This is a genomic window from Magnetospirillum sp. XM-1, from assembly GCF_001511835.1.
Lineage (GTDB): Bacteria > Pseudomonadota > Alphaproteobacteria > Rhodospirillales > Magnetospirillaceae > Phaeospirillum.
In genome coordinates, this window is record NZ_LN997848.1 from 902,222 (window position 1) to 920,845 (window position 18,624).

Sequence of the window (18,624 nt, forward strand, 5' to 3'; positions counted from 1 at the left end):
GAGTCCAATGCCACCGCTTAAGAAGATTCTGGTTACCGGGGCCGATGGCTTCATCGGCTCGCATCTGACCGAAGAACTGGTGCGGCGCGGCTATGACGTGCGCGCCTTCGCCCTTTATAATTCCTTCGGGTCCTGGGGCTGGCTGGATGCCGCGGAACCGGCGGTCAGGAATTCGCTCGACGTCTTCCTGGGCGATATCCGCGATCCCCACGGGGTGCGCAAAGCCATGGAGGGCTGCGACGCAGTCTTGCATCTGGCGGCGCTGATCGCCATTCCCTATTCCTATCACTCGCCCGCCACCTATGTGGAAACCAACGTCACCGGGACGCTGAACGTGGTTCAGGCGGCACGCGATCTGGGGGTTTCCCGGGTGGTGTGCACCTCCACCAGCGAGGTCTACGGCACCGCCCGCTACGTGCCCATCGACGAGGACCATCCGCTGCAGGGGCAATCCCCCTATTCGGCCACCAAGATCGGCGCCGACCAGATGGCGTTGTCCTATCACCGCTCTTTCGCCACGCCGGTCACGGTGCTGCGGCCGTTCAACACTTACGGACCCCGCCAGTCGGCCCGGGCCGTCATCCCCACCATCATCACCCAGATCGCGGCCGGAGCCCGGACGCTCAAATTGGGGGCCCTGCATCCCACCCGCGATTTCTCCCATGTGGCCGATACGGCCGCGGGTTTCATCGCCATGCTGGATGCCCCGGAAGCGGTACTGGGCGAGGTGATCAATATCGGCTCGGGCTTCGAGATTTCCATCGGCGACACCGCCCGGCTGATCGCCGAGGTTATGGGCGCCCAGGTGGACATCACCTGCGACGACCAGCGCCTGCGGCCGGAAAAGAGCGAGGTGGAGCGCCTGTTCGCCGGTACGGACAAGGCGGCCCGCCTGCTGGGCTGGCAGCCGGCCCATGGCGGACTGGAAGGCTTTCGCCGCGGACTGGCCGAAACCGTGCGCTGGTTCTCCGATCCGGCCAATCTGGCCCGCTATCGCGCCGACCGTTACACCATCTGAGCATCGGGGGATTTTCCGTGATTCCACTTTGCGTTCCCAATCTGACGGGCAACGAGGCCCGCTATCTTCAGGAATGCGTGGATAGCACCTTCGTGTCTTCGGTCGGCCCCTTCGTCGATCGGCTGGAGGATATGGTGGCCGTCGCCGCCGGGTCGCAGGTGCGTGCCGTGGCCACCTCGGCCGGGACCACCGGCCTGCACGCCGCCCTGACCGCCGTGGGCGTGGAGCGGGACGATCTGGTGATCATGCCGGCCTTCACTTTCGTGGCCAGCGCCAATGCCGTTGCCCATTGCGGCGCCACGCCGTGGCTGCTGGACGTGACGGCGGAAAGCTGGACCCTGGATCCCGCCCTGCTTCAACGGGTGCTGGAGGTCGAGACGGTACGAGACGGCGATGTCCTGCGCCACCGGGCCAGCGGCCGGCGGGTGGCGGCGGTGCTGCCGGTGCATGTGCTCGGCTGCCCCGCCGACATGGACGCCATCGTTTCCGTCGCCCGGGCCCATGGCCTCAAGGTGGTGGCCGATGCCGCCGCCGCCCTGGGCTGTCGCTATCGTGGCCGCCGTATTGCCCAGTTGGGCGCCGATCTCTCGGTGGTGTCGTTCAACGGCAACAAGACGGTGACCGCCGGCGGTGGCGGCGCGGTCATCGGCACCGATCCCGACCTGCTGGCTCTGGTGCGCCATCTGACCACCACGGCGCGGGTCAGTCCCGACTACCTGCATGACCGGGTGGGCTTCAACTATCGCATGACCAATCTGCAGGCGGCGGTGGGCTGTGCCCAACTGGAGCGGTTGGACGAATTCGTCGCCGCCAAGCGCCGCATCCGCGCCGCCTATGACGCCGCCTTCGCCGGTCGGCCGGACGTCGGCCCCTTTCCCCAGCCCCAATGGGCGGAGAGCGAATGCTGGTTCTCCGGCTTCGTGCTGGAGCGGGCGGAATCCATGGCCGCCTTGCGGGCCGGGCTGCGCGACCGGGGAATTGACGCCCGTCCGTTCTGGCGGCCCATGCATCTGCAGCCGGCTTTCGCCGAGGCATTGCGCACGTCCATGACGGTGACGGAATCCGTATGGGACCGCATCGTCACCCTGCCTTGCTCCACGGCCCTGACCGAGGCGGAGCTGGAATCGGTGGTGGCTGCGGTGGAAGAGGTGCTGGGATGAAGCGGATCTGTGTCGTTACCGGGACACGGGCCGAATACGGACCGTTGTTCTGGGTGTTGAAGGAAATCGATGCCCATCCCGATCTTGAGTTGCAGCTGGTGGTCACCGGCATGCACCTGTCTCCCGAATACGGTTCTACCTGGAAAGTCATCGAGGCCGATGGCTTTGCCATCGCCGCCAAGGTGGAGATGCTGCTGTCGGGGGATACCGGCACGGCCATCGCCAAGTCCATGGGCCTTGGCACCATCGGCTTCGCCGACGCCTTCGAGCGCCTGAGACCCGACATCGTGGTGGTCTGGGGCGACCGCTTCGAGCTGATGGCGGCGGTTCAGGCCGCCGTGGTGGCGCGGATTCCCATCGCCCATATCGGCGGCGGCGACGTGACCGAGGGCGCCTTCGACGACGCCATTCGCCATGCCATCACCAAGATGGCCCATCTGCATTTTCCCATCATCGCCGATTCCGCGCGTCGCCTGCGGCAAATGGGGGAGGCCCCCGGGCGGATTCACCTGGCCGGCAACGCCAGCCTCGACCATCTGCGGCGTACAGTCTTTCTGGAGCGGGTCGAGGTGGAGGCGCGGCTGAATTTCAGCCTGCGGCCCCGCAATGTGCTGGTGACCTATCACCCGGTGACGCTGGACCCGGAGGAGGGGCGGCGTGGCTGGACCGAAATGCTGGCCGCCCTGGAATCTTTGGGGGAGGAGGTGGGAATCATCATGACGGCCCCCAATGCCGATAACGACAGCCGCGAATTGATGGTGGCGCTGGAGGCCTTTGTTGGGGCGCATCCTAACGCCATCCTTCGGACCTCCCTGGGCTCGCAGCTCTATATGAGCACCGCCCGGCTGTGCGATGCGGTGGTGGGCAATTCGTCGAGCGGCCTGCTAGAAATCCCGTCGCTGGGTGTCGTCACCGTCAATATCGGGACCCGCCAGAACGGTCGGCCGCGCGCTGCTTCGGTGATCGACTGCGCGCCCGATAGCGCCGCCATCCGGGCCGCCATGGACCGGGCCATGGCCATGGATTGCGGGGACGTGACCAATCCCTATGGCGACGGCCGCTCGGCGCAGCGTATTGTTCGGGTGCTGGCCGGAATCGAGGATTTCCCCGCGTTGCTGCACAAGGGGTTCATCGACCTTGCCGGAGACGGCGGGGCGGGAGTAACGCCGTGATTCAGTCCTTCACCATCGGTAACCGCCGGGTCGGCCCAGGCTGCCCCTGTTTCGTGATCGCCGAGGCGGGCGTCAATCACAACGGTGATCTGGCCCTGGCTCACCGGCTGGTGGACATGGCGGCGCAGGCGGGCGCCGACGCGGTGAAGTTCCAGACCTTCACGGCGGAGAAAGTGGTGTCGGCCCAGGCGCCCAAGGCCGCCTACCAGAAGGCCAGCACCGGCGGCGAGCAAAGCCAGCTGGACATGGTCCGCGGATTTCAGCTGGCTCCCGAGGCGTTCGCCGAACTGTCTGCCCACTGCGCCCAGGCCGGAATATTGTTCATGTCGACGCCTTTCGACCTGGACAGCGTCGATGTGCTTGACCGGCTCGACGTTCCCGCCTTCAAGCTGCCATCGGGGGAAATCACCAACCCCCTGCTGTTGCGCCGGGTGGCCGCCACCGGGCGGCCGGTGATCCTGTCCACCGGCATGGGCGCCCTGGTGGAGGTGGCGGCGGCGGTCGACATCCTGGAGCGGGCCGGTTGCCGCGACCTGATGCTGCTTCACTGCACCTCGGCCTATCCGGCCCCGGTGGAAAGCGCCAATCTGCGGGCCATGGCCACCCTGGCGGCGGCCTTCCGCCGGCCGGTGGGCTATTCCGACCATACCGAGGGGTTCGAGGCGGCCATCGCCGCCGTGGCGCTTGGCGCCTGCTGCATCGAGAAGCATTTCACCCTGGACCGCTCGCTGCCGGGTCCCGATCATCTGGCCTCGGTGTCGCCCGCCGATCTGGGCGCCCTGGTGGCCGTCATCCGTCGGGTCGAGAAGGGTCTGGGCGACGGCTGCAAGCGTCCGGTGGCCGCCGAGGAGGATACCCGCGCCGTGGCTCGCCGCAGCCTGTTCGCCGCCCGCGCCCTGGAGGCGGGGGCCGTGATGGCCGAGGATGATCTGATCGCCCTGCGTCCCGGCGGCGGCATTTCCCCCATGCAGGTGGACATGGTGGTGGGGCGGCGACTGACCCGCGCCGTGGCGGAAGGGACTCTTCTGGCTTGGAGCGATTTGGCATGAGCGCTGTTCTTTCTGGCACGGGCCCCGGCCTGACCCTGTCCATCGCCGATCTGCCGCTGTGGCAGGGCGTGCGGAAGGAGCCGGGCGTACAACGCCGTTTTCCCTTTCGCCTGGGCTTCACCGGACCGGGACCGATTCGCCAGACCACCGAGGCCGAGGTGGTTGCCGAGGTATTGAAATCCTATGCCGGGGATGACTACGCCTTTCTGACCAAGCCGCCGGGCGCCAGCGCCTGGGCCGACAGCCTGGGCGATTCCAAGGTGGCGGCAGTCATGGAAAATTGGACCGGCCGGGCGCCGCGCACCATCCTCGAAGTGGGGGCGGGCAGCACCTATGTGGGTGAAAAGCTGCTGGCCCGCTTCGGCGAGGGGCCGACCTACACCATAGTCGATCCGGCGGTGCGCGAGGATGGCGGACGGATTGAGGTGGTTCGCGACTATTTCCCCGCTCCGGCCCTCCAGGGGCGTCGGTTCGACCTCATCATCGGCTTCAACTGCCTGGAGCACGTTCCCGATCCCGTCGCCGTCCTGGCGGCGGCGCGGCGTCACCTGGCACCGGGTGGCCTGGTGTTGATGACCTATCCCGATACCGAGCAGAACCTGAATGAGGGCGATATCAACGCCCTGATGCACGAGCATCTCAGCTATTTCACCGAGCGATCTTCACGCTGGGCGGCGCAGGCGGCGGGATTGGCGGTCCAGGGGCTGGAGCGCCGCGCCGGAGCCTTCGTGGCCGTGCTGGAGCATCCGCCGGAGCCGCTGGCCCATCCCGGGGACCTGTGGGAGGAGGACCTGCTGCGCCACGCTGCCGGGATGCTGGATTCGCTGCTGCTGCGAACCGGCGGCGAGATTTCCGCCCGTCTTCAGGCGGGGGAGACGGTGGCCTTTCACGGTGCCACCAACGGCCTCAACAGCTTTCTCGCCCTGACTGGGCTGGGAGATCATCCGGCCATTCGGGTCTTCGACGGTGACGACAGCAAGGTGGGTCAGTTCCTTCCCGCCTGTCCCACGCCGATCCTCGGCTCCGGCGACCCGTCCTATCCCGCCCACGATGCCATCTATGTCTCGGCGGTGACGTTCCTGCCGGCCATCCGCCGTTTCGCCCAGCAGGTTCACGGCCTGCCGGCCGAACGGCTGCTGCCTCTGGTGGGCTGAGCTATGGCCCGGACACTGAACGTAATTACCGGTGGTTTTCCGCTCGGCGTTATTCCCCCGGTGGATCTGCACATGCACACCACCTGGACCGATGGCTCCGCCCCGGTGGCGGAGATGCATGCCCGCGCCGTGGCCGAGGGACTGAAGACCATCTTGTTCAGCGAGCACGCCCGCAAGAGCAGCGTCGACTGGTTCCCTCGCTTCGCCGCCGAGGTGCGGGCCATATCTGATCAGCGTTGCCGCGCCCTGGTGGGAGTGGAGTGCAAGATCGAAGATTTCGGCGGGGCCGTCGATACGGTGCCGGCTATTCTGGCCGAATGCGATCTGGTGATGGCCAGCGTCCACCGCTTTCCAGGCGAAAGCGGCATCACCACCGGCACCACCGGCAATTACAGCCCGGAGCAGGCGGTCGATATCGAGTTCCGGCTTTCCCTGGCGGCCATGGACAATCCGGCGGTGGACATCCTCGGCCATCCCTTCGGTATGAGTATCGCCCGCTTCAAGACATCACCGCCGTGGGAGCTGTTTCAGGCCCTGGTGGACAAGGCGGCGGCCACCGGGGTGGCGTTCGAGGTCAATGCCCGTTACCACCCCGACCCTTGGGCGCTGATCGAAGCTTGCCGTAAGGCGGGAGCGCCCCTATCCCTGGGATCCAACGCCCATACTCCCGACGAAGTGGGGCTGATCGGCCGCTTGTTGCAAAGGGAAGTCCAGTGAAAAACATCCGTGTATTGGTGACCGGCGGCGGCAGCGGAGTCGGCCAGGGTATCATCAAGGCCCTGCGAATTTCGGGACTGCCGGTGACGGTGGTGTCGGGTGACATCGCCCCTCTTAATGCCGGTCTTTTTCTGGCGGACGAGGCCACTCTGATTCCACGGGTGGAAGACGCCGACGCGCTGGAGTGCTTCGTCGCCCTATTATCGCAGGGCGGTTTCCACATGGTGATGATCGGCTCGGAATTCGATCTGGCGTTCTTCGCGCGTCACCGCGACACCATCGAGGCGCGCACAGGCTGCAAGGTGATGGCCTCACCGTTGTCCACTGTGGAAATGGCCAACGATAAGTGGCTGACCACCGAGTTCCTGCGAGCCAACGGGTTGCCCCACGCCGCCGCCTGCTTGCCTGCCCATGTGGACGAGGCGGCCGCCTGGGCGGTGACTAATGGCTATCCGGTGGTTCTGAAAAGCCGGACCGGCACGTCGAGCCGCAATGTTCACATCGTCAAGGACGAGGCCGACCTGCGCCGCCTGTTTTCCCAGGTGCCTAACCTGATGCTGCAGGCCTTTGCCGGAAGCGAGGGCGACGGTCTGGCCCATGAATACACCTGCGCGGTGTTCCGGGCCGCCGACGGCAGTCTGCTCGGCCCCCTGACCGCCCGGCGAACCTTGCGCGGCGGTTCGTCCTGGGTCGTCGAGGTGGGTGACTACCACTGGCTCCATCCCATGCTGCTGGCCATCGGGGAGCGGGTCCCCAGCCTGGGGTCGCTCAACGTGCAACTCCGGGATGGTCCCGATGGTCCCATCCCCTTCGAGCTGAACGCGCGTTTTTCCGGGACCACGGCGGTGCGGGCCCATTTCGGCTTCAACGAGCCGGCCTTCGCGCTGCGCAGCTACCTGCTGGGGGAAACCCTGGCACCGCCCAGGATCGGGTCCGGCCTGGCCCTGCGCTATCTGGAGGAGGTCTTCCTCGACGGCGTCGCCGCCACCGATCTCGATCATGCCCTGCCCCGGGGGGTGGTTCGCGATTGGGCATGATCGGAGTCACCGGCGCGTCGGGACTGATCGGGCGCCATCTGCTTGCGCTGCTGGCCAGAAACGGCCATGCGGTGACTGCCACTTCGCGTTGCCGCCCGGAAGCAGACGTGGCGTGGTATCCGTCGGAATTGGCCGAGTGGCGTCATCCCGACCAGTTGGACGGGCTGTTCGCCCATGCGGATGCCGTGGTCCATCTGGGGGCGGCCTTGCCGGGGGCCGATGCCGCAGCCCTGATGGATGTCAACCTCCGTGCCACCCTGGTCCTCGGCCAGTGGGCCGCGTCGCGGGATAAGCCCCTGATCTTCCTGTCCAGCGGTTCCGTTTATGGCGAAACCACGGAGCCGGTGGATGAGGACGCCCCCATGAGCGTCCGGCCGCTGGGTGGGCTCTATGGTCTGAGCAAGCAACTGGCCGAACAGGCCCTCGCTCATCTTGCCGCCCAGGGCTTGCTGCGCACCGTTATCCGCCCGACGGCCGTCTATGGCTGGGGCATGCCCGGCGGCAAACTGGTGGCGGACTTCCTGGCCCGGGCCCGCGCCGGAGATGTTCTGGAAGTCGCGCCTCCCGCCGCCGACAGCGTCAATCTGGTCCATGCCTTTGATGTGGCGAGGGCGGTGGCCGCGGTCCTGGAGGCGCCGTCGTCGGGAGTCTTCAATGTGGCCGGTCCGGGCCAGGTGTCCGTGGGCGATCTGGCCCGCGCCTGTGTGCGGGTCGCCGGATCGGGGAGTGTGCGGGAATTGGAGGGCGAGGCCGGGCGGCCACCTGTCGACCGATTCCGACTGAAGGGCTCGCGTGCGGCTGCCGCTTTGGGTTACACACCTCGGGTCGGGCTCGAGGAGGGCCTGGGCCTCATGTTGCATCAAGCCTGCCTGCCCGAGGGGGGGCTCCCATGAAACGCTGGCAAGACACGCTGGTTTCTCCCACGACGCCGGTCTTCGACGCGATCAAGGCGCTGGACCTCGGCGCCATGCAGATCGTGCTGGTGGTCGACGGGCAATCCCGTCTGCTCGGCACCATCACCGACGGGGATATTCGCCGGGGCCTTCTGCGTGGACTCCCGCTGGATTCTCCTTCCAGCGAGGTCATGAACCCCCGGTTCCACCATGGTCGGGTGGAAGACGAGGCCAGCGTGCTGCTGGCCACCATGCGCCGCCTGCAAATCTCCCAGATGCCGTTGCTCGATGGCGACGGCCGGGTGGTCGGCCTGAAGACGCTGGAGCAGATGCTGGCTCTGGACGGCCGCGACAACTGGGTGGTGCTGATGGCGGGCGGCGAGGGCCGCCGTCTGCGTCCGCTGACTCAGGATGTTCCCAAGCCGTTGCTGCCCGTGGGACCGCGCCCCATCCTGGAGACTATTCTCAAGAACTTCATCGAGGCGGGCTTCAGGAACTTCTTCATCTCGGTGAATTACCGGGCCGAACAGGTCGAAAGCCATTTTGGCGACGGTTCGGCCCTCGGGGTTTCCATCCGTTACCTTCGCGAGGATCGGCAGTTGGGGACCGCCGGGGCTCTGGGCCTGTTGCCCGGCACGCCCTCGGAGCCGCTGATCGTCATGAATGGCGATATCTTGACCACCGTTGACTTCAAGCAGTTGCTGGCCTTCCACCGGGAACACCGGGTGGCAGCCACCATGGCCGTGCGGGAATACCATTTCGAGGTACCCTATGGGGTCGTCGAGGTGGAGGGGACCCGTCTCAAGGGCATTGAGGAAAAGCCGGTGGTGCGTAATTTCGTCAATGCCGGTATCTATGTCCTCAATCCAGAGGTGCTGGATCTGGTCAAGCCCGGACAGCCGCACAATATGCCGCAAATCTATCAGACCCTGATGGATGGCGGTCGGGACTGCGCCGTGTTTCCCATACGGGAATACTGGCTCGATATCGGCCGATTGGACGATTTCGATCGGGCCAACCTGGATTTCCACGATGTGTTCCGTTGAGGAATGCGCCGGATGTGGACGGGATAGGCCCGAGTTCGCCCCCCAGAGCCGTCTGGCGACGGAACAAGCCCCTCCGTCGTGTCGTTGCTGACAAGGTCACGTCATGAACATTCTTCTTCTTACCACTCCGATTCGCGTCCGGCCGACGAATTTCCCGCCCATTGGCGCGTTGTCCCTGTTGAAGGCAGCCCGCAAGAACGGGTTTCCCTCCGCCCAGTTCTACCATATCGACGGCAATCGCCCGGATTACGGCGCGGTGCTGGAGCACTTGGAAAAAGTGCGGCCGGATGTGGTGGGGATCAGCGCGGTTGTCTCCACCGCCTACGCCTATGCCAAACGCCTGTGCGGCGACATCAAGCGCCTGTTTCCCGACACCCTGGTGGTGGTCGGCGGCAACCTGGCGGCGTCGGCGGAAATCCTTCTGCGGAAGGCGGGGGCGGATCTGTGCTGTATCGGCGAGGGCGAGCGGGTCTTCGTGAACGTGCTGCGTCGCGCCGAGACCACGCGTCGTCCGGCCGACTTCCTCGACATTCCCGGTCTCGCCCTGCTCGACGGCGATGGCCGGTTGCGGACGACCGGCTTCGAAGCCCCGCTCAGCCGTGACGAGATCTACGACTATGACATCGCCGATCTGGTGGCGGCCTGCGATGACGTCGAGACCTATATCAATCCTCTGTTCATCGACGGTGAGTGCCAGTCATCGGAATTCAAGTTCGACCAGATGGCATGGCAGCCGCACCGTCGCGACAAAAAGCTGGCCATCATTCCCGGAGCCAAGGGATGTGTCGCCCGTTGCACCTTCTGTCATCGTTTCGACAAGGGGATCCGTTATATTCCCATCGACCGCATCATGCACCAGATCGAGACCCTGGTGCGCGACCACGATGTGGGCTTCATTTCGTTCGGCGACGAGAATTTCGGCACCGACAAGCGTTGGCTGACCGAATTGTGCGCCCGGCTGAAGCCGCTGGACCTGCTGTGGCGGGTGGGTGGCATGCGGGTCAACTGCGTGTCCCCCGAAATCATCGCCATGATGCAAGACGCCGGTTGCCGCTTCATCGCCTATGGGATGGAAACCGGCAGCCCGCGCATGCTGGAGGTGATGGAGAAGAAAACCACCATCGAGGACAACCGCAACGCCATCCGCTGGACCATCGAGGCGGGAATCCAGGCCCCCATCCAGATCGTCCTCGGCATGCCCGGCGAGACTCCCGAGACGGTGCGGGAGACCATCGAGTTCTGCAAATACGGCCAGACCCTTCGACCGGAACAGAACCCCAACGATCTCTCCATCAACTACGCCCAGGCCCTTCCCGGGACCCCCCTGTACGAATTCGCGCGTTCGTGCGGCCATATCCCTCTCGATCTCGATGGAGAGGAGAGATATCTCCTCTCCATTTCCGATCACGATGCCCACGACGAGGTGACCACACTCAATCTGACGGATTTTCCGTCGCTGATCTGTCAAAGCTGGCGGCCGCGGATGACGGTGGAGGTCAATTACGCCTATGTCGTCAAGTTCGGGCTGGGGCACTACCACAAGGTGCTGCTGAACGACGCCAATTATTTCAGGAAAAAGCGGAATGACGACGGCTATTTCGCCAACCCCAAGCGTCTGGTCGATACGTCCATGACGGTGGATTCCATGCATGGTTCCCGCGACGCCATGGAAGTGGATGATCAGAACGCCCTTCCCTCATTGTGGGCGTTGTTACGGCAGGGCAATCTCGGCTTGGCGATGATCTGCTATCCGATTCTGTTCCATCGTTTGCGTCGTCTGATCCCCCTGATGGTCTTGGCTAAAAACGCCAGGCGTGTGGGGGTTGGTTGCGCCGGGCGGCAGATTGCCGAAACCCTGCGGTGGTTGTTGCGCAGGAACTGGCGGGGCGGTCATTTCACCTACAAATCCCTCCGCAGGATCGTCAGGGAAGACATCGGTTCGATTTCCAGCGATCAGGATGAAATGGAAGTTCTTCGCCGGGGCCGGTGAAGGCCTGGAGGGGTGAGAGTGTATATGACTGGTTGTCGCGAGGTGTCCTGGTGAGCGTCCTAGAGATTTGGTTCGAACGCATGGGCGTTGGACACCTTCTGTTTGGATTGTTGCGATACGGAGTCCGTGACAAGGTGTTCATCTCGCCGGAGTGGAGTTCTTCAGCCGAAGAACTGGCGCGGATGATCGAGCGGCTGACCGGTCTGTCTGTGGCGCGTGCCCAGCGTTCGGTGCAATTCGCGGGCCCGGTCCAGGAAGGGCAGGCGTTGGTCTACAGTCAGGAACGCGGGCTGCTGGAGATTTCGGCGGCCTTCGCCGAGTCCTGCCCGACATCGCCCACATGGTGCCAGACGAAGGACTTCCGCCGGATCCTGGGGGCGTATTTCATCACCTTCAACCGACACGCCGTTGCTTTTGTCTCCGGCGTTGCCGCCAGTCTGGAAGGGCGCGCCGGGGTAAAGGCCATTTGCCACGTCGCCTTTCCCGTCGTCGGACGATTCACGGCGAGCCAGATGAACAAGCGGGCATCACCGGATTTCCGGGTGCGTGCCCTTCCGGCGCTTTCGGGCATGATCGAGTGCCTGCGTTTTCTCCCGGGCCATCCCCGCCACTGGCTCCGTCTCTTGGCCGGCCACCGCAACGAGACCTGTGCCGTGGACCCGCGTGCCCGCGAAAACGGTATCATTCTGGAGCAGGCCTCCTGGCCCAGTATCAACAGTCATCCCGATGGCGGCCACTTGTACTGGGAGCCGACCAGCGGGCTGGCTCCGGCCCAGGTTGTGCTGTATTGCGACCGTTCCGACGCAGTGGCCGATGAGCCACTGCGGCGCAAGGTGGCCGACAAGGGGTGGGGGTGGATCGATGGCGCCAGCATCCTTGCCCATCTTACCGATCCAAAGCGGGCCATCGCCGAGGCGTTCGGCCGGGCGAGCGGCCTGTTGCCACGCCGACCGGACGTGGTGGGCTGGATGCATTGGGTGTTGGCCGTATCGAACGGGGTGGCCTTCCGGGCCTATGGCGATCTCATGCGCCGCCACAATGTTGCGGCCATTCACCACTACGCTGATTTCGGCCCCGAGGCCGTGACCCTGCGTCTGGCCGCCAATCAGGCCAATGCCATCGTGGTCTGGGGATTGTGGTCCGTATTGCCGTTTCTGATCGCCCGGCACTTCTGGGCCAGCGCCGATCTGATCCCCGCCTGGGGTCCCTATGACCGGGATTACTTTCCCGCGGCGGGGACCAATTTTAAGGCGATCGTCGAGGTGGGGCCGGTAGGCTCGGATAGTGTCGCCGTTGGTGATGCAGCCAGGGCGGATACCTTGCGCGCCCGTCTGTCGCCGACAACACGCTTTGTCATCGCCGGGTTCGATACCTCTCATCACCCGCTGGCCTATAACTCCGAAGATCACGTGCTGCGCTTCATCGAAGCGGCGGTCGACATGGTCGAGCGGCACGAAGACTGGGCTCTGATAATCAAGCCGAAGAAGTCGCAGCCCGGTCGATACGGAGCCGCCCTTGGCAGGCGTCTGGATGCGCTGGTGGATCAAGGGCGCTGCTTGATCACGGAGCCGAAAGAAAAGGTGGGAGTGGTCGGTCTCGCCGCCGACCTGGTCATCGGCTATCCCATCAATACCGCAGCGGTTCTTGCAAGCCTCCGCGGCCGTCCCTTGGTCCAGTTGGACTTGACCGGACTGGTGCATTGCCCATTGCGAGAGTCCGGTATCGCCGCCGGTCTCGTCCACACGACGGTCGAATCTTTTTGCCAGGCGGTCGAACGAGTGGCCGCCGGTGATTCCAGTATCGGCGATGTGGGCGTGTGGCGCTCCTGGATCGATGGGTTTTGTGACGGCATGGGGCCGGCGCGGGCGGGCAAACTGATCGGTGACTATATGCGCCTGAGGGCCGAGCACGGCCACGACAAGGCCCTGGACCTGGCCGTCGAGCGTTATGCCGAGGCGGAAGGTGAAAGTCGGGTCCGGCGGCCGAACGCGGCTACCGGCGGCCTGTGGGACGTGGAGTGGAAGCACTATCGGCAGACGGCAGTGGAGAGACATTGATGTCCGCGACCGGATCTGGCCGTATCCTTGCCCTGATCTGTGCCCGTGGCGGCTCTAAGGGGTTGCCCGGCAAGAATATCCGGCAACTGGCAGGGCGTCCCGTTATCGCCTGGTCGGTGGAGGCTGCGATGGGAGCCTCCCTGGTCGATCGCGTGGTGGTCAGCACCGACGATCCCGCCATCGCCGAGGCCGCGCGGGCCGCTGGAGCCGAAGTACCGTTCCTGCGGCCGGTGGAACTGGCGTCGGACACGGCCGATATTTACGACGCGATCTTCCACGCCCTCGATAACTTGGAGGAAGAGCCCAGCCACGTGGTTCTGCTGCAGGCCACCTCGCCGCTGCGCATCGCCGCCGATATCGACGGCTGTATCCGCCTTTGCCTGGAGCGCGCCGCTCCGGCGGCGGCTACCTTGTGCGAGCCGGGCAAGAATCCCTACTGGATGTTTCTCATGGATTCCGACGGCACCACCCGGCCGCTGATACCTCGAGACGATGAGGGTCGTCGCCGTCAGGACCTTCCCGAGGCCTGGGCACCCAACGGCGCCGTCTACGTCGCCGAGACCGGCTGGCTGCGGCGCGAGCGGAATTTCTGGAAAGCGGGCGTTACCTTGGGCTATGTCATGCCCACGGAGCGTTCGGTCGATATCGATAGTCTTCTGGATTTTCGTCTGGCCGAATTGCTGATGAGCGATCGCCTGGAGGCGAAAACCGACTAAACAGGACGGTTTCACCATGTACGATATTCGGTTCTTCCGCGCGTCCAAAGAGATCAAGGACGACATCGTCGATGACGACGGATTCTCGCTATGAGCCGGGCCGTCGCCATCATTCCCGCCCGGGGCGGCTCCAAGGGCATCCTGCGCAAGAACCTGCGCGAGGTGGGCGGCGCGCCGCTGGTGGTCCACACCATCCGCCAAGCCTTGGCGTCAAGCTCGGTTGACCGAGTCTATGTCAGCACGGATGACGCGGAAATCCGCGACGTGTCCGAGGCCGCCGGCGCCCACGTCATCCACCGGCCCGAGGACATTTCCGGCGACACGGTCAGTTCCGAAGCGGTGATCCACCACGCCTTGCCGGTGATGCGCGCGGCCGGGGAATTCGATCTGGTGGTCTTCTTGCAGGCCACCGCGCCGCTGCGGGCCAAGGGCGATATCGATGGCGCGGTAGCGACCCTGAACCGCGAGGAGGCTGATTCCCTGCTGTCGGTGTCGCGCTCCCATCGCTTTCTCTGGCGCCAGGGAGCCCAGGGTCCCGAAGCCATCAACTACGACCCCGCCCACCGCCCGCGTCGCCAGGACCTGGAAGCCCAGTTCGTGGAGAACGGCTCCATCTACGTGTTCAAGCCCTGGGTGCTGGAGCGGTTCGATAACCGCCTGGGCGGGCGTATCGCCCTTTACGAAATGACCGCCAGCGCCGCTTTCGACATCGACGACGAAATCGACCTGGTGGTCATCGATCTCTTGATGACCCGCCGCTTTGGATGAGCCGATCCACATGATCATCGACAAGAACATCGCCAAATATCTGGTCTTCTCCGAGGACACGCTGAAGAACGCGTTGGTGAAGATCAACGAGAACAAGGAGAGGGTGGTCTTCGCCGTGGACGAGACCGGGCGTCTCGAAGGCGTGCTGACCGATGGCGACGTCCGGCGCTGGCTGGTGGCCGCCGATCCGGTGGATCTCGGTATCGCGGTGGCCAATGTTGCCAATGGCGACTTCCTTTCCGCCCGCCTGGGCGCCGACCGCCATGCCATTGAATCCATGCTGGATTCCAGGATCGCCTTCGTGCCCCTGGTCGATGATTACGGTCATCTGGTGGGTGTGGCCCGCGCCCGGCGGCCGGTTCTGGACCTCGGCGGCTTCCGGCTCGAGGAATCGTCGTCCGCCTTCATCATCGCCGAGATCGGCAACAACCACCAGGGCAGCCTGGACATGGCGATCCGCCTCATCGACGAGGCGGCCGGGGCCGGGGCCCATTGCGCCAAGTTCCAGATGCGCGACCTTGCCAGCCTCTACGCCAATGCCGGCGACCATACCGACGCGTCCGAGGATCTGGGCTCGCAGTACACCCTGGACCTGCTGTCGCGCTTTTCGCTGAAGCCCGAGGAACTGTTCAAGGCCTTCGACCATTGCAAGGCCAAGGGGCTGATTCCCCTGTGCACGCCATGGGATCTGGCCAGCGTCGAGGCGTTGGAGCGCTATGGCATCGCCGCCTATAAGGCGGCATCGGCCGATCTCACCAACCACCAGCTCCTGGCCGCCATCGCCGATACCGGGCGGCCGCTGCTGCTGTCGACCGGCATGTCGGTGGAAGCCGAGATCATCGAGGCGGTGGAGGTACTGCGTCAGCACGGCGCCCAGTACGTGTTGCTCCATTGCAACTCCACCTATCCGGCGCCATTCAAGGACATCAACCTGGCCTATATGGATCGGCTCAAGTCCATCGGCGAATGCCTGGTGGGCTATTCCGGCCATGAACGCGGTTATGCGGTGGTGCTGGCGGCCGTGGCCCGTGGCGCCAAGGTGGTGGAGAAGCATTTCACCCTGGACAAGTCCCTGGAAGGCAACGACCACAAGGTCAGCCTGCTGCCCGAGGAATTCCGCGCCATGGTCGATGCAATCGGCCAGGTGGAGGAATCCATGGGTACGGCCGAGGCGCGCGGCCTGACCCAGGGCGAGATGATGAATCGCGAGACCCTGGCCAAGAGCCTGATCATCAATTGCGACATCGCCGCGGGGGCGGAAATTCGGGACGATATGCTGGTGGTGCGCAGCCCCGGCAAGGGATTGCAGCCCAACCAGCGTTCCAGGCTGGTGGGGCGCAAGGCCAAGCGGGCCATGAAGGCCGGCGACTTTTTCTTCGCCAGCGACATCTCGGATTCCGACGCCAGGCCGCGTCCCTTCAAGTTCCGCCGTCCCTGGGGGTTGCCGGTGCGCTATCACGACTACCGCACCCTGCTGCCCATGACCGACATGCCGCTGATCGAGTTCCATCTCAGCTATGTGGACATGGATCTGGATCTTGCTCCCTTCTTCGACCAGCCCCTGGACGTGGATTTCGTCATCCACTCGCCGGAGCTGTTCGCCGGCGACCATGTGCTGGACCTGTGCTCGGAGGATGAAGCCTACCGCGCCCAATCCATCGCCAACCTGCAGCGGGTGATCGACCTGACCCGGCGCCTGAAGCAGTGGTTCCCACGCACCAAGCGGCCGCAGATCGTCACCAATGTCGGCGGCTTTTCCATGGATGCGCACCTGTCGGCGGATCAGGTCGCGCATTTGCACACCCTGCTGGACGACAGTCTGGCCCGTCTCGACATGGACGGCGTGGAAATCATCCCCCAGACCATGCCGCCCTATCCCTGGCATTTCGGCGGCCAGCGCTATCACAACCTGTTCGTGAGCGCCGCCGACATCGTCGGTTTCTGCAAGCGCCACGACATGCGCATCTGCCTGGACGTGTCGCATTCCAAGCTGGCCTGTACTCATCTGAAGACCACCTTCAGCGGCTTCATGGAAGAGGTCGGCCCTTATGTGGCCCACCTGCATCTGGCCGACGCCAAGGGGGTGGACGGCGAGGGCATCCAGATCGGCACCGGCGACATCGACTTCGCCGCCATGGCCCGCCAGCTGGACCGTCTGGCGCCCCAGGCCAGCTTCATTCCGGAAATCTGGCAGGGTCACAAGAACGACGGCGAAGGTTTCTGGGTGGCCCTGGACCGGCTGGAGGAGTGGTTCTGAGGCCATGGCCCTGAGGCTCGTCCCTGCCCTAGCCGCATCCGGCCTGGAAGACGGCGAGTCCTGGGTTGCGGTTTCCCCGGAGGGCGAGGAATCGGACGCCCCCGGGCGCCGCGAGGTGGGGGGCGAGTTGGAAGCGGCCTTCGTTGCCGCCATCCCCGACCTGCTGGCCCTGTGCCGGACCTTGGGCGCCGATCCGTCGGCGGTTCTGGCCCATACACCGTCGGCGGCCGCCAATGTCTCGGACCTGGGCCTGATGATGGCCTGGAGCCGATTGGCTGAGGCCTGGGCAAGCGAGGGACGCAAAACCGTCCTCGTCTGTGCCGATCCCTGGCTCTACCGTCATTTGTCCGCATTGCCAGGCGTCGTCGCCGCTCCGCCGCCGCCCCTGACCGGTCGGCTTTCCCGTCTGCGGGGCTTCGCCGCCCGGCTCCGCTATGGCCTGCGGGCCGCCGGGCGGTGTTTAAGGCTACCTGCACTGCCAAGGCAAGGTGGCTCCTGGCTGCTGTCCTATGGCAATCCCCAATCGGGTCCCGATGGCACCGACGCCTATTTCGGCTCCCTGATGCGGGAACGGACGGACTTATGCAGGGTGCTGCATGTGGATTGCCCGCCGGACGAGGCGAGGCGTCTGAACGGGGACGGCCGCAGCTTCAGCCTGCATGGATGGGGTTCGGCGATCTTCGCCGTCACCCGGCTGCCGTTTGCGCGCTGGCGGCCGCGCGCCGAGATGATGAATGGTCCCTGGGGCTGGTTGGTGCGCAGGGCGGCGGCACACGAAGCCGCCACTGCCCAGGGGGCCGCCATCGCCTGGCAGATTCATTGCCAGCGGCGTTGGCTCGAAGCGGTGAGGCCTCTCGCCGTGGCTTGGCCCTGGGAAAATCATGGCTGGGAACGTGATCTGGCGCGGGCGGCGCGGCGGCTGGGAGTGGCCAGTGCCGGCTATCAGCATTCCTCGGTCGGGCGGTTCGAGCTAAATCATCATGTGGATGCCAATCCCGACGGGCTTGGGAGCCTGCCCGATCTGGTGCTGTGTACCGGTTCCCTGACCCGCGAAGGCCTGACCCGCTGGGGACTGCCGGAGGGGCGCAGCCGGGTGGCCGGGGCATTGCGCTTCACCCCTTCGCCCGGACCGCGCTGGGATGGGGAGGCGCCGGTGTTCGTCGCCCTGCCCGGCGATGTGTCCATGGCCGCCAGGATGGTTGGCGCGGTGGCACGCGTGGCGCGCCGATTGGGGCGAAGAATCCTGATCCGCCCCCACCCCATCTATGACGTCCCGGTTTCCGAGGATGAATGGGTGACGCGGGCTACCACGGGCCTGGCGGGGCAACCGGCGGTCTCGGCGGTGGTCTATGCAGCGACGACCGTGGGGCTGGAGTCGGTGCTTTTTGGCCTGCCCACCATTCGCTTCATCGCCGCTGGTTGCATCGCCCACGATATTCTGCCAAACACCGTTAACGTCCCCGCCGCCGACGAGGCCGGATTGGCGGCCGCAATCGAAGCCGCCGCGCCGCCGCCCGCCATCGCGCGCGAGCAAGTTTTTGCCCCCGTGGATCATGACGTGTGGCGCCAAGCGCTACCCTAGCCCCAAGG

At 65.1% G+C, this 18,624-nt stretch carries 15 protein-coding genes; all 15 read left to right on the forward strand.

The window, feature by feature from the left end:
* Positions 1 to 7 precede the first annotated feature (7 nt).
* Positions 8 to 1,018, forward strand: a complete 1,011-nt coding sequence (locus tag XM1_RS04360; RefSeq protein ID WP_068430304.1) for an NAD-dependent 4,6-dehydratase LegB — start codon at positions 8 to 10, stop codon at positions 1,016 to 1,018.
* 17 nt (positions 1,019 to 1,035) lie between these two features.
* Positions 1,036 to 2,178, forward strand: a complete 1,143-nt coding sequence (locus tag XM1_RS04365; RefSeq protein ID WP_068430307.1) for a DegT/DnrJ/EryC1/StrS family aminotransferase — start codon at positions 1,036 to 1,038, stop codon at positions 2,176 to 2,178.
* Positions 2,175 to 3,350 carry a UDP-N-acetylglucosamine 2-epimerase gene (gene neuC / locus XM1_RS04370; protein WP_068430310.1) on the forward strand — a complete coding sequence of 392 codons (1,176 nt, stop codon included), beginning with the start codon at positions 2,175 to 2,177 and terminating at the stop codon, positions 3,348 to 3,350. The genes XM1_RS04365 and neuC overlap by 4 nt, the downstream gene beginning before the upstream one ends.
* Positions 3,347 to 4,399, forward strand: coding sequence for an N-acetylneuraminate synthase (gene neuB / locus XM1_RS04375; RefSeq protein WP_068430313.1), 1,053 nt, complete (start codon positions 3,347 to 3,349; stop codon positions 4,397 to 4,399). Before neuC ends, neuB begins: the two co-directional genes overlap by 4 nt.
* Entirely contained in the window at positions 4,396 to 5,553 is a 1,158-nt protein-coding gene (locus XM1_RS04380; protein ID WP_068430316.1) for a class I SAM-dependent methyltransferase, read from the forward strand. Before neuB ends, XM1_RS04380 begins: the two co-directional genes overlap by 4 nt.
* Positions 5,554 to 5,625: 72 nt before the next feature.
* The gene (locus XM1_RS04385) at positions 5,626 to 6,270 is read left to right on the forward strand and encodes a PHP domain-containing protein (protein WP_068430319.1); all 645 of its coding nucleotides are present in this window, start codon (positions 5,626 to 5,628) and stop codon (positions 6,268 to 6,270) included.
* Positions 6,267 to 7,307 carry an ATP-grasp domain-containing protein gene (locus XM1_RS04390; RefSeq protein ID WP_172821885.1) on the forward strand — a complete coding sequence of 347 codons (1,041 nt, stop codon included), beginning with the start codon at positions 6,267 to 6,269 and terminating at the stop codon, positions 7,305 to 7,307. The genes XM1_RS04385 and XM1_RS04390 overlap by 4 nt, the downstream gene beginning before the upstream one ends.
* The gene (locus XM1_RS04395; RefSeq protein ID WP_082700372.1) at positions 7,304 to 8,200 is read left to right on the forward strand and encodes an NAD(P)-dependent oxidoreductase; all 897 of its coding nucleotides are present in this window, start codon (positions 7,304 to 7,306) and stop codon (positions 8,198 to 8,200) included. Before XM1_RS04390 ends, XM1_RS04395 begins: the two co-directional genes overlap by 4 nt.
* The gene (locus XM1_RS04400) at positions 8,197 to 9,246 is read left to right on the forward strand and encodes a nucleotidyltransferase family protein (RefSeq protein WP_068430329.1); all 1,050 of its coding nucleotides are present in this window, start codon (positions 8,197 to 8,199) and stop codon (positions 9,244 to 9,246) included. Before XM1_RS04395 ends, XM1_RS04400 begins: the two co-directional genes overlap by 4 nt.
* Positions 9,247 to 9,349: 103 nt before the next feature.
* The gene (locus XM1_RS04405) at positions 9,350 to 11,236 is read left to right on the forward strand and encodes a radical SAM protein (RefSeq protein WP_068430331.1); all 1,887 of its coding nucleotides are present in this window, start codon (positions 9,350 to 9,352) and stop codon (positions 11,234 to 11,236) included.
* Positions 11,237 to 11,286: 50 nt separating this feature from the next.
* Complete coding sequence (locus XM1_RS04410; protein WP_156428644.1) at positions 11,287 to 13,293, forward strand: hypothetical protein; 2,007 nt, start codon at positions 11,287 to 11,289, stop codon at positions 13,291 to 13,293.
* Positions 13,293 to 14,009, forward strand: a complete 717-nt coding sequence (locus XM1_RS04415) for a cytidylyltransferase domain-containing protein (protein ID WP_068430340.1) — start codon at positions 13,293 to 13,295, stop codon at positions 14,007 to 14,009. The genes XM1_RS04410 and XM1_RS04415 overlap by 1 nt, the downstream gene beginning before the upstream one ends.
* Positions 14,010 to 14,099: 90 nt before the next feature.
* Positions 14,100 to 14,777, forward strand: a complete 678-nt coding sequence (locus tag XM1_RS04420) for a cytidylyltransferase domain-containing protein (protein ID WP_068430343.1) — start codon at positions 14,100 to 14,102, stop codon at positions 14,775 to 14,777.
* A gap of 10 nt (positions 14,778 to 14,787) precedes the next feature.
* Positions 14,788 to 17,034 (forward strand): N-acetylneuraminate synthase family protein, encoded by a 2,247-nt coding sequence (locus tag XM1_RS04425; protein ID WP_068430346.1) that lies wholly within the window; start codon positions 14,788 to 14,790, stop codon positions 17,032 to 17,034.
* 4 nt (positions 17,035 to 17,038) lie between these two features.
* On the forward strand, positions 17,039 to 18,616 hold the full coding sequence (locus XM1_RS04430; protein WP_068430349.1) for a hypothetical protein: 1,578 nt from the start codon (positions 17,039 to 17,041) through the stop codon (positions 18,614 to 18,616).
* The last annotated feature ends 8 nt before the right edge of the window (positions 18,617 to 18,624 follow it).